Genomic DNA, 13,830 nt, shown 5'->3' with positions numbered 1-13,830 from the left:
GCCGATGATGAACCTCGACGGCACGCTCGTCGCCGACACCATCACCTCGCTAGCGGCGCTGGTTGGCCTGCTTGTCGTGATATCGATCATAGGCGGGCGCGACACGGGCGATCCGCTGTCGCGGCGCTTTCTATTCGGCCTCAAGGTGCTGGCAGTGCTGCTTGCCTGCCGCATCCTCGACTGGACCACGGGTCTTGCCTTTTTCCGGTTCGTCACCATCACGGCGGCGGGTCTGCTGCCGCTGGCCGCACTGCTGCTGACCGAAGGCCTGCTGCGCCGGCACGCGCCGTTCGCTCTCAAATTGTTCGCCGCTGGCGGTGCCCTGCTGTTCTTCCTTCTGGCGCCGATCCCGGCACGTTTCGCTGAACCATGGCGAATGGCGGTACTACTTGCCTTCCAGTTCGGAGGTTTTCTCGCCATCGGCTGGTTGGTGATGACGCGCGATCGCGACAGCCTGTCGGCGGCCGAAAACCGCACCGTCGAGCGCATGGCGCTGTCGCTGCTGCTGATCCTTCCGTTCATGGTCACCGACTATCGGCCCGGCCTGTTCGAAGTGCCGGTGCGGCTCGGCGGCATCGCCATCCTGTTCCTGTGCTGGTTGACGATCGGCCTTGGGCGGGCAAGCCTCGGCCATCGCGACACGATCGGCGCCTTCGCCGTCATTGCGCTGAGTTCGATGTTTGCCGGGCTGGCGCTGGGCGGCATCGACGATCTCGGCTGGCGCGGCAGTGTGCAGGGCGTGGTGATCGTGCTTTCCGCAACGCTGCTGGCGGTCATCTACAATGACAGCGTCAGCCTCAATGCGGAGAAGCGCCGCGACTCGTTGCTGAAACACATGGCCGAGGGTGATCTCACCGATTCGGCGCGCTTCCTGCGCGGCCTGCAGAGCCATATCCTAGTCGACGGTGCGCTGATCCTGCCGGCAGCCGACCTCGGTGATTTCGACCTGAAGGTGCTGGCCCGTGCACTGGAGCAGGAGCCCGTGCGCTCGCTCGCCGATACGCAGCCGGGGGCGCCAGTCGACCAGGATATACGCGAGCAGCTTGCCTGGCTGTTCGAGAAATTTGAGGCGACCCATGTGCTGCTGGCGACGCTCGAGCCGTTGACCGTGGTGGCGCTCAACATGCCGGCGCTGGCATCGTCGCCGGGCGTGGAAATGGAGCTGCGGGCAGTCCAGCGCATGGCGATGCTGATCTCGCAGCGGCATGCGAAGGGTTGATCATACTGAACGGGCCGGCTCTTGCGTCGGCCCGTTGCCGTAGCCGGGTCAGGCGGCCTTGGTCTTCAAGGCCTCTTCGTCGCGCACCATTTTTGTCACGGCGGCGAAGTCGAGCTTGCCGGAGCCAAGGACCGGTACCTTTGAGACCACCCGCACTTCGGCCGGGACCATCAGGTCCATGGCGCCGTTGGCCTTGGCGTAGGCGAGGAATTCCGCTCGTGTGGCGCCGGATGCCTCAGTGATGAGGATCAGCTTTTCGCCCTTGCGCGCGTCGGGCACCGTGGCGACCGCCGACAGCGAGCCCTTCCACAATTCGCCGGCCAGCGCTTCGACAGCGGCGAGCGAGATCATCTCGCCGCCGATCTTGGCGAAGCGCTTGGCGCGGCCGCGAATGGTGATGAAGCCGCCTTCGTCGATAGCAACGACGTCGCCCGTATCATGCCAGCCGTCCTCCAGCGGTTCGAGCACGCCGGGCTTCTCGGCCCGGAGATAACCGGCCATGACATTGGGGCCGCGCACGAACAGCCGGCCGCCTTCGTCGATGCCGGGGACCGGATCGAGGCGATATTCCATGCCGGGCATGATCTTGCCGACGGTTCCAGAGCGATTGTACATCGGCGTGTTGATGGAGATCACCGGCGCCGTCTCGGTGACGCCATAGCCCTCGAGTATGCGGACGCCGAACTTCTCCATATAGGTCATGCGCGTCGCTGTCTTGACCGGCTCCGCGCCGGCAAAACAATAGCGTATCGAGCGGAAGTCGTAGGGGTGCGCGGTGCGGGCATAGCCGGAGAGGAAGGTGTCGGTGCCGAAGATGATCGTCGCGTTCGAGCCGTAGATCAGTTCCGGCACGAGGCGGTAGTGCAGCGGCGAGGGGTAGAAATAGACCGGCACGCCGGAGATCAACGGCAGCACCGTGCCCGCGGTCATGCCGAAGGAGTGGAAGATCGGCAGCACGTTGAACACCTTGTCGCCCGAATGGAAGTCGATACGCGACGCCGCCTGGGCGGCGTTGGCCAGGATGTTGCGGTGGGTCAGAACGACGCCCTTCGGCGTGCCTTCCGAACCCGAGGTGAACAAGATCACCGCCGCATCGCCGGGCTTGCGTTTCGCGCGCGGCGTCGACTTGCGCAGCAAGCCGAGCAGCTTATCCTTGAGACTGATGGTCTTTCTGAGATCGTCGAGCCACACGATGTCGACCGAGCGACCGAGTTCCTCGACTACAGCGCCGAGCTTTGCCTGTTCGACGAACGCGCGGGACGTCAGCACGGTGCGGACTTCGGCGGCCTTGCAGGCGGACAGAATATTGGCAGCACCTGCGGTGAAGTTCATCATCGCCGGAACCTTGCCGGCGGACATGACGCCGAGCAGCGTCGCGCAAGAGCCGTTGGCGTTGGGCAGCATGATGCCCAGCGTCTGCTGGTCGGCATAAAGGTTCTGGAACTTCTCACCAAGCACGGCGGCAGCCGTGAGCAGCTTGCTGTAGCTGAGAGAACCGGTGACCGGATCCTGAACTGCGAGCTGTTTCATGCCGCGTTCGTTCGCCGTCTCGATGATCTTTTCCAGTACGGTCTTGTCTATGTCCTGGGTGCGGAAAACGAGATCCGACATCACCTGGTAGAGCGCGGAACCCGCCGCGGCGCGGCGCTTGCGGCCCTTCAGCTCCTGCGGCACCTCGAGCTTGACCGGCTCTAGAATGGTCACCTTGACCTTCGGGAACAGGCGGCGGCGCACATGCTGCGAGCTCAGCCGCGAGAAGTAGGTCTTCTCCAGCCCGTCGATGCGCACCGGCACAACCATCGAGCCGGTCTTGTCGGCAACCATGGCGGCGCCGTCATAGACCTTCATCAGGCCGCCGGTCACCGTGATGCGTCCCTCCGGGAAGATCACCAGCGGGTCGCCGCCCTGCACGATCTTGATCAGCGTGCGGGTCGACATCGGCTTGGCCGGGTTGAGCGGCAAAGCGCGGGCAAGTTTCATGAACGGCTTCATCCACCAGGCCTGGGCAATGGTGTAGTCGATGGCAAAGACCGGCTCCTCATCGGTCAGCGTCAAGGCGAGCGGACCGTCGAGGAAGCTGACATGGTTGAGCGCCAGGATCGGCGCCTTGCCGGCCGCCTTGAGGTTTTCCATGCCCTCGACTTCGAGGCGCAGGAAAGCGCGGAACAGGATGGAGACGAAGTCACGGAAGGGGTTCGTCGGCAAATATTTCAGCATCAGCCAGGCGGCAATCGCATTGGCCGCGACGAGGCCGAACAGGATGCCGCCGGTCGAGACCTTCGTCTGGATCAGGGCCATGATGATGCCGCCGCCAGTCATGAAGCCGGCATTGACGATACTGACGGCGGCGACGACCCGGGCGCGCCGCGCTTCGGGCGACCAGGCCTGCACGGCGGCGAAGGTCGGCACCACCAGGAAAGCGGCTGCAATGGCCATCCCGGCGAGGTCGATGGCGACGCGGATCGTGTTTGGGCCGGCGAAGAATGCGCCAAGGGTTTCCGCCTGGGGCGACGGCGTCATGCCGGAGATGGTCCAGGCGAGATGCAGGCCGAACAGCGCGAGCAGCGCCGTGCCGACCGGTGCCGGCAACAGCACGATGCGGCCCTGCGACATCCAGGCGGCGATGGCCGAACCGATGGCGATCGAGACGGCGAACACGGCGAGGTAGACGGTGACGGCCATTTCGTTGCCGCCGAGCGAATCCTTGATCAGGACCGGCAGGAGCGAGAGCACGATGGCGCCGATCAGCCAGAACCACGACGTCATCAGGCCGGCGCGCCAGATGCGCGTGTCGGTGCGCAATTCGGCGACCTGGCGCCAGGTCGAATGGAAGATGTTCTTGTCGATGACAAGGTCGGGCGCCGCCGAACCGGTGGACGGGATGTAGCGGCTGACGAGCCAGCAACCGACGGCGAGCGCCACCATGATCGGTCCGAACACCGCGACGCCGATGCCATCGGCGGAAACGACGCCGCCGGCTATGGTGCCGCCGAGAATCGCGGCAAACGTGGCTGACTCGATCCAGGCGTTGGCCTTGGGCAGTTCCTTGCGTTCGAGGTGATCGGGCAGGATTCCGTATTTGATCGGTCCGAACAGCGCCGAGATAACGCCGAACATCAACAGCGCCGTCATCAGCACGGGAATGGACGACAGGGCGATGCCGACGACGGAGACACCCGCCGCGGCGATCTCGGCGAATTTCAGACGCTTGGCTATGAGAGCCTTGTCGAAGCGGTCGGCGAGCTCGCCGCCGAGCGCCGACAGGAGCAGGAAGGGGGCCATGAAGACGGCGCCCGCCAAGGTGACCAGTGATGCCGCCTGGTCCGCCGCCAGCGTGAACAGAATAAGGAACACCAGCGTGTTCTTGAGGAAATTATCGTTGAAGGCGGACAGGAACTGCGTCCAGAACAAGGGCGCAAAGCGCCTGGACGTCATCAGATGAGCTGTCGGTCGGTTGATCGGGGCGATTTCCATAGCGGCGACTTCCATTGGGCATGACCGATTAAAATCCTGGCTGGATTGATCAGCGGTCTTGCGCGTTGAGCCTTGTTTAGCGGGAACCCGGTTACACTTCGTTACTGCGGCTGACATCCATCAGCAACTTCTCGGTCTTGGCGTCTTCCAGCCGGTTGATGAAGCGGCTTGCCTCTTCCGAGTCGCGCAGCGTCTTGGTGATGGTGATCGAGGTGTGCACGAGCATGATGGCGGCCATCGCATAAAACCCCTTGGCGGCGAAGCTCGCCTCCATGAAGTAGATGCCGCCGGCCATCATTGTGGTGGCAACGGCGAAACTGGCCATGGTGAAGGTCTTCCAGGCGCTTGAGTCCTTGAGGGAATAGGTGTTCGGGGTCATCGATATGGTCCTTTCGTTTCAAGGTTAGGTTGGTTGGGCGTGGGTCTGTTTCAGGCTGGATACAATCAGGCCGGCTTGGTCATGGTCTTCGTGAGCCGTTCGAGCACGGCGTCGGCGCTGCTTCTCAGCGGCGCGCCGCAGCCGGCGGCCGCAAGCTTCTCTGAGACCGCGGCAGGATCGCCCGACTGTTCCATCTCGGCCATGGCGGCCGCGGTGGCGTCGATCTGCTTTTGCCTGGTGCGCAGGCGCAGCAGCGTCTCCTCGGCGTCCCTGAGCGCCGACAGGCTGGAGCCGGGCGCGCTTTCTCGCAGGCGCTGGGTCGAGTCGACCGCGACAACGATGCGCTGGCCGCGCTGCAATTCGCGCAGGCGCATTTCGGAGACGCGGATGATCCGCTTGAGACGCTCGATCTCGGTGCCGAAGCTTTTCTGCGCCTCGGCGGAGGCGTCGCGTTCGGCTTCCAGCATGGCGATGGTTTCGGCGGCTTCGCGGGCCAGTTCATTCTGTCCCTGCTCGATCGCGGCGATCGTGCGCTTCTCCAAATCGTCGATGCGGAGGACAAGCTTCTTGAACTGCGCGACTTCCTGTTCGTTCTGGGCGATGGCAATTGCAACCGCCCGGCGGGCGGCCGCGATAGCGTCGGCGCAATCGCGGATCTGCTGGCGCAGGATTATCAGCGCGTTGCGGTCGACGACCGCCTCGGCGGCTTCGTAGCTTCGGCCGCGAACGAGAGCAAAAAACTGTTTCAACATTTCCGTTTCTCTTCTATGAACGTTGTTCACGACGCAACGTAGCACACTGTGAACGGCGTTCAAGGATAAAATGAACGTTGTTCATGACTTGCGCATAAGGAAGGTTAATGACCGCAAAACGGGACGCCAAACGCGAGCATCTCAAAGGCAGGCTGATCGAGGCCGCGCACGCGCGCATTCAAGCCTCGGGGCTCGCCGGCCTGCGCGCACGCGACATCACGGCCGATGCCGGCTGCGCGCTCGGCGCGCTCTACACCGCCTTCGCAGACCTCGACGAGCTCATCCTGCACGTCAACTCGATCACGCTGGCAAGACTTGGGGCGGCGTTGGAACAGGAGGCGACCGGCGCGGCCGAGCCAAGGGCCAAGCTGAGGGCTCTGGCCAAAGCCTATCTCTCTTTCGCGCGCGACAATCGCATGGCGTGGAAGGCGCTGTTCGAGCATCGCATGGCGCCAGGCGTGGCGGTGCCCGGATGGCATCTGGCCGAACATGCCGTGCTGATCCAGCATCTGGTCGAGCCGCTGGCCCAGCTGCTCCCGGCGCTGGACACGCCAGAGCTGCTGGCGCGGACCCGCACGCTGTTCTCCGCCGTGCATGGGATCGTCGCCATCTCGCTCGAAGACCGTTTCATTGGCCTGGCGTCCACCGATCTCGAAAGTGAGCTGCTGGGTTTCGTTGGCACGCTGGTGAGCGGACTGGAGACGGAAAGGGAATGAACTGCTGCGATCGGCTCTTGCCTCACGGCACTCTGCCCTTATGAAGATCGTGGCGCGGACTGGCCGGTTGATCCCAGGCCGGCTGAGACTGTTGGGGGATACCCGGTGACAATCGATCAGGACCGCCGGTTTCGGCCCGAAATACAGGGGTTGCGCGGACTGGCCGTCGCTCTTGTCGTGGTCTATCACATATGGCCGGCTGTGCTGCCTGGCGGATATGTCGGCGTCGACGTCTTTTTCGTCATCTCTGGCTATCTGATCACCGGCCTGCTGGCACAGATGGCGCTGCGCGACGGTCGCGTCTCACTGATCGAATTCTACTCGCGACGGGTGCGACGGTTGTTGCCGGCAGCAACCCTGGTGCTGCTGGTCGCATTGCTGGGCACGCTGCTTTTCATCTCAAAGGCGCGCTGGGAGGAAATAGGCAACCAGATCGTGGCGAGCGCTCTTTATGTCGAGAACTGGCGGCTGGCCTCGATTGCGGTCAGCTATCTCGAGGCCGACACCTTGCCGAGCCCGGTGCAACATTACTGGTCGCTTTCCATCGAAGAGCAGTTCTACATCGTCTGGCCGGTGCTCATGATCGGCGTGATCTGGCTGGCGCGCCGCCGTGACCTTCCGCTGAGGGCCTGCCTGATCGGGGCGATGTCGCTCATTTTCGCGGCATCGCTTGTCGCCTCTGTCGTTTTGACGGCAACGTGTCCGGCCCAGGCCTATTTCGTCAGCCATACCCGCCTGTGGGAATTGGCGTTGGGTGGTCTGCTGGTGCTGACCGAACACCGGTTTCGACTGGCGGCACTCACTAGACAGTGGCTGGCGATTGCCGGCATCCTGGGCATCGTTTCGTCCGCCTTGCTGTTTTCCGCTGCAACTCCATTTCCCGGTGTCAGTGCGTTGTTGCCGACCTTGGCCACCGTGCTTGTCATCCTGGCTGGCGAGGTTGAAGTCGGCCGGTTTCGTGGGCTCGATTCCTTGCTACTTCGTTTCATCGGCGATCGCTCCTACTCGGTCTATCTATGGCATTGGCCGCTGATCACCATCTTCCAGGCGCAGGGTCATTCGCTGACCCTTGCCGGCGGTTTCGGCCTGATTGCGGCGACCCTGCTTCTATCGGATCTGTCCTATCGATATGTTGAGCAGCGCTACCGGCAAGCTCGGGGCGGCGCCTGGTGGAAGCCGCTGGGATACGGCACCGCGGCGGTTCTCACATGCGTGGCCGCATCCGGCAGCCTGCTGCTCTTTCTGAAGACCGAACGCATCGACACCGCGCTGATCGGCACGCCTTCCTACCCTGGGCCCGCCGCTCTCGTCTCCGGCGCCGTGGTCCCGGACGGTGTGAACCTTCTGCCGCCGCTGGCCCGGCTGAGGCGGGACGTGCCGGTCGTGTATGCAAGGAAGTGCCACCAGGAGGAAAGCTCGGAGCCCAAACGATGCTCTCTAGGCGATCCCACGGGTGCGAAAACAATGGTTCTGGTGGGAGATTCTCATGCAGCCCAGTGGGTGCCGGCACTGGACAAGATCTCAAAGGACCGCAACTTCAAACTGGTTACCTTTACAAAATCCGCCTGCCCATTCACCCGCGTGGCCATCACGGCGGATGGCAAACCCAACGTCATATGCGCGCAGTGGCACGAAAAGGTGCTGGCCGAGATCCTAAAGCTGAAACCGGATCTGATCTTCACCAGCCAGTCCAATTACGGAGCGGTTCAGCAAGACGTGATGATCGAGGGGCTGCGAAGTCTCTGGGGCGGGCTGACGGACGCCGGCTCGCAAATCGTTGCCATCCGCAACACGCCCTATATGAAATTCGACCCGGGCGATTGCCTGAGTTCGACGCCAACGAAATGCGTCACCAAACTGAGCGATATAGAGCGGAGCAACGTGTTGGCGCTGGCCGCGGAGGGACAGAAAAATGTGCGCGCTATCGATATGGTCGATGCCATTTGCGGACCGCAACTATGCCCGGCAGTTGTCGGCAACATCATCGTTTGGCGGGACAGTCATCATCTGACCGCCAGCTACTCGCTTGCCCTGGCACCCTATCTCGCAGCGAAGGCGGGGCTTTGACGAGACGTCTCGGAAGTTAGATGTGTCGACAGGCAGGAAAAATCCGCTGGTGGAGCTGAGGAGGATCGAACTCCTGACCTCGTCATTGCGAACGACGCGCTCTCCCAGCTGAGCTACAGCCCCGTCCAGCGGATGGCGCATTTATCGAAGGCGGCGGTTTCCTGTCAAGGCGGGGTTTTGCCGAAATCCCTTGTGCCCGGTGCTTATAGGCGACCGGCCCTTGCCGGTTTGGCGCGCAATGGCTACATGTCGGCAACAATCGGAGACCGGCATGCTCGCCCTCATTCAAACAATCGTCATGGCGCTGGACCTGTACTGGTGGGTCATCATCGCCTCGGCGATCTTTTCCTGGCTCTATGCGTTCAACGTCGTCAACTCGCGCAATCAATTTGTCGGCAGCATCGGCAACATGCTCTACCGGCTGACCGAGCCGGCGCTGCGGCCGATCCGTCGGTTCATGCCCGACCTCGGCGGCGTCGACATTTCGCCGATCATCCTGCTTCTGCTCCTGTTCTTTCTCAGGCAGCTCATTCTCACCACGATAGCGCCGCTGGTCCTGTGAGCCTGACGATGGCATGAGCGCGCCATTCCGCTTGCGCGCCGACGGCATCGACCTGTTTATCCGGCTGACACCCAAGTCTTCGGTGGACAGGCTCGAAGCCGTCGAAACCTCCGTCGGCGGGCGCAGCCATTTGAAGGCGCGCGTGCGCGCCGTGCCGGAGAATGGCGCGGCCAATGCGGCGCTGGAACGGCTGGTGGCCAAGGCGCTGGGCGTTCCGGCATCGGTCGTGTCGGTCATTGCAGGCGGCACGGCGCGGCTGAAGACCGTGCGTGTCGGGGGTGATCCGGCGGTGCTGGCGCAGCGTATCGGGGCGCTCAGCGGCTGATCGAAGATCCAGCGTTGCGGCATGCAGCCCCTTGATCTGTCGGCGGAACAGCGCCCCCCTCTGTCCTGCCGGACATCTCCCCCACGAGGGGGGAGATTGGCAGTTTCCGCCCCACTCTCAATCCCCCAGCGGCAACTTCGGATCGTCGACCTTCAGCGTGTTCACGCTCTGCTTGATGCGGCGCAGGTTTTCGAGAACCCTGGGTCCGCGCGTTTCGGCCACGGAGGTGACGATCATGTCGATGATCGACAGCAGAGCATAGCGCGACGAGGTCGGCTTGTAGATGTTGCCGTCCTCCAGCGACTGGAACTGGACGACAGTGTCGGCGGCCTTGGCGAGCGCTGACTCCGGCGGGGTGATGGCGATTGTGGTGGCGCCATATTGCTGGGCAACCTGCACGGCGTCGATCACCGAGCGAGCATAGCCGGACACCGAGAACGCGATCAACGTCGTCTCCGACGTAGCGACCGCGGCATACATGCGCTGCAACTGCCCGTCGATCTGCGCCAGCACCGGCACGCCCAGCCTAAACAGCCGGTTCTGCATCTCGGTCGCCATCATCGAGGAAATGCCGCCGGAGCCGATGCACAGCACATTGCCCGAACTGACGATGCGCGCGGCCACGCCCACCAGCGTCTTCATGTCGAGGTTTTCGCTGGCGCGCTGGATGGCGGCGATTGCCGCTTCGGTGATGGCCGACGCAATGCGCTGCTCGCGCGCGTCCCGGTTCAGCGGTTCGGGCGATAGATACTGGCCGCCAATGGCGATCGCCTGCGCCAGGTAGAATTTGAAATCGCGCAGACCCTCGCAGCCGAGATTGCGGCAGAAACGGGTGACTGTCGGCTCGCTGACGCCGACGCGCGCGGCAATTTCCGAGATTGCCGCCTTGGAGGCAAAGTCGAGATCGGTGAGCACGAGACCGGCCAGGCGGCGGTCCGATTTGGTGCCGTCCTGCGACATCAGCTGCAGGCGCGTGATGATGTCGGCCGGCGTTTTCATTTCTGGGTTGTCGTCTTCATCGTCGTATTTTCGTTTTCATGCCGGCGCTCATAGCGGCAGGCCTGTCGCCGTGTCGAACAGATGGATGTTGCCCGGCGCTACCGAGACCGGCAGCAGTTCACCCGGCTTGACCTGAACCCGGTCGCGGAATACGGCGCGCACCGTGTCAGCGCCGATGGCGCCATAGACATGGGTTTCCGAGCCGGTCGGCTCGACGACATCGACCTTGATCGCCATCGCGTCGACAGCCTCGCCGATGACGAAGTGTTCGGGCCGTATGCCGGCCTCGACCGTGCTGCCAGCCGGCACCGTCTTGCTGCCGAGCGCCAGTCGCCCTCCGCCGGCCGATTCGAACCAGCTTTTCTCGGGCGTCGTCTTCAGGGCGCCGGAGACAAAACTCATCGACGGCGAGCCGATGAAGGAGGCGACGAATTTGTTGGCGGGACGGTCGTAGAGTTCCAGCGGTGCGCCGACCTGCTGGATCTTGCCGCGGTCCATCACCACGATGCGGTCGGCCATGGTCATGGCCTCGATCTGGTCGTGGGTGACGTAGACGATGGTCGATTTCAGCCGCTGGTGCAGCGCCTTGATCTCGGTGCGCATCTGCACGCGCAATTGCGCGTCGAGATTGCTGAGCGGCTCGTCGAACAGGAACACCGAGGGTTCGCGCACGATGGCGCGGCCCATGGCGACGCGCTGGCGCTGGCCGCCCGACAGTTCCCGGGGATAGCGGTCGAGATAGGAGAACAGGTTGAGGACGCCGGACGCCTTTTTCACCTTGTCGTCGATTGCCGTGCGGCTTTCGCCGCGAATCTTGGGACCAAAGCCGATATTGTCGGCCGCTTTCAGGTGCGGAAACAGAGCATAGGACTGGAAGACCATCGCGATGTTACGCTGTTGCGGCGGCAAATCGTTGGCGCGCACGCCGCCGATCAAGAGGTCGCCTGAGGTGATCGGCTCCAGCCCGGCCAGCATGCGCAGCAAGGTCGACTTGCCGCAGCCTGAAGGGCCGACCAGCACGACGAACTCGCCGCTCTTGATGTCGAGGCTGATGTTTTCGAGGATCTTATGGCGTCCGAAAGATTTCGACAGGTCGCGGAACTCGACATCGGTCATGGTCAGGCTCCCAATATGTCGTCGATGAAGGGCAGGAAGCCGGCGGTCAGTCCGGCGTCGACCGGCACCACCGCGCCGGTTATCCCCGATGCGCGATCCGAAACAAGGAAGGCCACCGCTTCGGCCACTTCCGTGGCGTCGACGATGCGGCCGAGCGGATAGAGCCGCTTGAGCTTGCCGAGAACATCCGGGTTCTTGGCCAGCCGATGGTCCCATGCGGCGGTGCGGATCGAGCCGGGGCAGACGACATTGGCGCGCAGCCCGTTGCGGCCGAGTTCCACAGCGATCGCTTTGGCATAGGCATTGATGCCGGCCTTGGCTGCGGCATAGGCCGGGTTGCCGAAGTGGGCGATGGCGTTGACGGAAGAGATGAAGACGACGCTGCCCGAACCGCGCGCGGCCATCGCCTTGATCAGTGGATCGGCGAACAGCATCACCCCGGTCAGATTGAGGTCGAGCTCGTGCTCAATCTTATCGGGTGTCAATGCGGCAAGCGTCTCTGCGCGCGTCCAGCCGGCATTGTTGATCAGCATGTCGGGAACGCCATCTTTCTCAAGGATCGCTGGTATCGCCGCCTCGATGGAAGCCCGGTCGAGGAGGTCGAAGGCGTGACGCGACGCCAGGTGTGGGCTGCGCAACGCATCTTGCGACTGGTCGCAGCCGACGACCCGCGCGCCTCGTTGGGCCAGCAGCGCCACAATAGCCGAGCCGAGCCCGCCGCCGGCGCCGGTCACCAGCACGGTCTTGCCCGCGAATTCGGCCGTTGAAACCACCCTGCGCGCCTCCCTGGGATCCACGATAGTCGGAAAACGCTATTTTAGGAAATGTAATTAAGCAACAGGATAATCCGCTTGCACGGCGTGAAATGAAGGATAATGTAGGAAAGTCACATAAAGCCATGGCCGCCTGAAAGCCGCAAGAGCGCAGCGCCAATCAAATGGGAGAGATCGAATGAAGCTTGCAAAATGGACTGTCGGCCTGATGGCCGGAATGAGCCTGCTCGCCCTGGCCGCCCAAGCAGATGCCGGCGAGGTGCGCGTAACCGTCGCCGAATACAGCGCCAAGACCGGCCCGTATTTCGAAGCGGTGAAAAAGGAATTCGAGGCAGCCAACCCGGGTATCACCGTCAAGTTCGAAGTTGTGCCGTGGGACGTGCTGCTGCAGAAGCTGACCACCGACATCACCGCCGGCACCAATGCCGACCTGTCGATCATCGGCACCCGCTGGCTGATCGATTTCGTCCAGCAGGATGTCGCCGAGCCGCTCGACGCCTACATCAAGCCAGACTTCAAGGACCGCTTCATCGACACCTTCCTGTCGCCGTCGATCATGGAGGGCAAGACCTATGGCCTGCCGATCGCGGCTTCGGCGCGCGCCATGTACTACAACAAGGAATTGTTCGAGAAGGCCGGAATCGCCAACCCGCCGGCAACCTGGACCGAGTTGCAGGAGGATGCGCGCAAGATCAAGGCGCTGGGCACCGGCACGTTCGGCTTCGGCCTGCAGGGCAAGGAGATCGAGACCGACGTCTATTACTACTATGCGATGTGGTCGCAAGGCACCGAGATTCTCAACAAGGATGGCACGTCGGGCCTCGGCACGCCGGGCGCGCTCGAAGCCGCCAAGCTCTACAAGTCGATGATCGACGAAGGCCTGACGGAACCCGGCGTCACCTCCAACAACCGCGAGGACGTCCAGAACCTGTTCAAGCAGGGCAAGGTCGGCATGATGATCACCGCGCCCTTCCTGTCCAACCAGATCAAGGACGAGGCGCCGAACCTGAAATATGGCGTGGCCGCTATCCCCGCCGGACCGACCGGCGCGCGCGGCACGTACGGCGTCACCGATTCCATCATCATGTTCAAGAATTCCAAGAACAAGGATGAGGCCTGGAAGCTGCTCGACTTCCTGTTCACCACCGAACAGCGCGCCAAGTTCACGCAAGGGGAAGGCTTCCTGCCGGTGAACAAGGAAGAGGCCAAGATGGACTATTACGTCAACAATGCCGATCTGGCAGCGTTCACCGCGCTGCTGCCCGACGCCCGCTTTGCACCGGTCATCCCCGGCTGGGAAGAAGTCGCCCAGATCACCTCGGATGCCATGCAGAAGATCTATCTCGGCGGCGACCCCGAGGCAGGCTTGAAGGAAGCGGCTGGCAAGGCCAACGCCGTGATCAAGAAATAGGGCGTATCTCCCTGCGCCCGGCGCGCCCCACGGGGCG

Annotated in this window: 12 protein-coding genes and 1 tRNA gene; 6 read left to right on the top strand and 7 right to left on the bottom strand. The window is 63.0% G+C overall.

From position 1 onward, the window contains the following. The first annotated feature begins 4 nt into the window (after positions 1-4). A complete protein-coding gene (locus NKI61_RS25510; protein WP_352749131.1) occupies positions 5-1,219 on the top strand; it encodes a hypothetical protein in 1,215 nt (404 codons plus the stop codon). A 48-nt stretch (positions 1,220-1,267) separates the two neighbouring features. Here NKI61_RS25510 and NKI61_RS25505 read toward each other — a convergent pair whose 3' ends face one another. The 3 genes from NKI61_RS25505 to NKI61_RS25495 all read right to left on the bottom strand — a co-directional run bounded on the left by NKI61_RS25505 (position 1,268) and on the right by NKI61_RS25495 (position 5,824). After that, complete coding sequence (locus NKI61_RS25505; protein WP_352841447.1) at positions 1,268-4,693, bottom strand: acyl-[ACP]--phospholipid O-acyltransferase; 3,426 nt, start codon at positions 4,691-4,693, stop codon at positions 1,268-1,270. Positions 4,694-4,784: 91 nt separating this feature from the next. Then, positions 4,785-5,072: a YiaA/YiaB family inner membrane protein gene (locus tag NKI61_RS25500; RefSeq protein WP_023824324.1), complete on the bottom strand. Its 288-nt coding sequence runs from the start codon at positions 5,070-5,072 to the stop codon at positions 4,785-4,787. A gap of 65 nt (positions 5,073-5,137) precedes the next feature. After that, positions 5,138-5,824: a PspA/IM30 family protein gene (locus tag NKI61_RS25495; RefSeq protein ID WP_023824323.1), complete on the bottom strand. Its 687-nt coding sequence runs from the start codon at positions 5,822-5,824 to the stop codon at positions 5,138-5,140. Between the two features lie 107 nt (positions 5,825-5,931). On the opposite strand from NKI61_RS25495, the gene NKI61_RS25490 reads away from it, so the two are divergent. Both NKI61_RS25490 and NKI61_RS25485 read left to right on the top strand, forming a co-directional pair. Next, positions 5,932-6,540, top strand: coding sequence for a TetR/AcrR family transcriptional regulator (locus NKI61_RS25490; protein WP_352841444.1), 609 nt, complete (start codon positions 5,932-5,934; stop codon positions 6,538-6,540). A 105-nt stretch (positions 6,541-6,645) separates the two neighbouring features. Then, positions 6,646-8,607 carry an acyltransferase family protein gene (locus tag NKI61_RS25485; protein ID WP_084558987.1) on the top strand — a complete coding sequence of 654 codons (1,962 nt, stop codon included), beginning with the start codon at positions 6,646-6,648 and terminating at the stop codon, positions 8,605-8,607. A 47-nt stretch (positions 8,608-8,654) separates the two neighbouring features. On the opposite strand, the gene NKI61_RS25480 is transcribed toward NKI61_RS25485, so the two are convergent. Continuing rightward, a tRNA-Ala gene (locus tag NKI61_RS25480) sits at positions 8,655-8,730 on the bottom strand. A 148-nt stretch (positions 8,731-8,878) separates the two neighbouring features. Here NKI61_RS25480 and NKI61_RS25475 point away from each other — a divergent pair. Both NKI61_RS25475 and NKI61_RS25470 read left to right on the top strand, forming a co-directional pair. Beyond that, positions 8,879-9,169: a YggT family protein gene (locus tag NKI61_RS25475; protein WP_023668602.1), complete on the top strand. Its 291-nt coding sequence runs from the start codon at positions 8,879-8,881 to the stop codon at positions 9,167-9,169. 13 nt (positions 9,170-9,182) lie between these two features. Beyond that, entirely contained in the window at positions 9,183-9,494 is a 312-nt protein-coding gene (locus tag NKI61_RS25470) for a DUF167 family protein (protein WP_023742178.1), read from the top strand. A 117-nt stretch (positions 9,495-9,611) separates the two neighbouring features. Here the strand turns inward: NKI61_RS25470 and NKI61_RS25465 are convergent, their stop codons facing one another. Genes NKI61_RS25465 through NKI61_RS25455 form a run of 3 tightly spaced genes read right to left on the bottom strand, consistent with a single transcriptional unit; the run spans position 9,612 to position 12,382 of the window. Continuing rightward, positions 9,612-10,493, bottom strand: a complete 882-nt coding sequence (locus NKI61_RS25465) for a MurR/RpiR family transcriptional regulator (RefSeq protein ID WP_023737942.1) — start codon at positions 10,491-10,493, stop codon at positions 9,612-9,614. Between the two features lie 48 nt (positions 10,494-10,541). Beyond that, positions 10,542-11,609 carry an ABC transporter ATP-binding protein gene (locus NKI61_RS25460; protein ID WP_023742179.1) on the bottom strand — a complete coding sequence of 356 codons (1,068 nt, stop codon included), beginning with the start codon at positions 11,607-11,609 and terminating at the stop codon, positions 10,542-10,544. 2 nt (positions 11,610-11,611) lie between these two features. After that, entirely contained in the window at positions 11,612-12,382 is a 771-nt protein-coding gene (locus NKI61_RS25455; RefSeq protein WP_023737940.1) for an SDR family NAD(P)-dependent oxidoreductase, read from the bottom strand. A 178-nt stretch (positions 12,383-12,560) separates the two neighbouring features. On the opposite strand from NKI61_RS25455, the gene NKI61_RS25450 reads away from it, so the two are divergent. Beyond that, positions 12,561-13,793: an ABC transporter substrate-binding protein gene (locus NKI61_RS25450; protein WP_023737939.1), complete on the top strand. Its 1,233-nt coding sequence runs from the start codon at positions 12,561-12,563 to the stop codon at positions 13,791-13,793. Positions 13,794-13,830: the final 37 nt, after the last annotated feature.

The sequence above is a fragment of the Mesorhizobium sp. M0514 genome (assembly GCF_040321145.1).
Taxonomy (GTDB): Bacteria; Pseudomonadota; Alphaproteobacteria; order Rhizobiales; family Rhizobiaceae; genus Mesorhizobium.
Note: the sequence above shows the minus strand (reverse complement) of the source record. Positions and strands in the feature narration are given on the sequence as shown.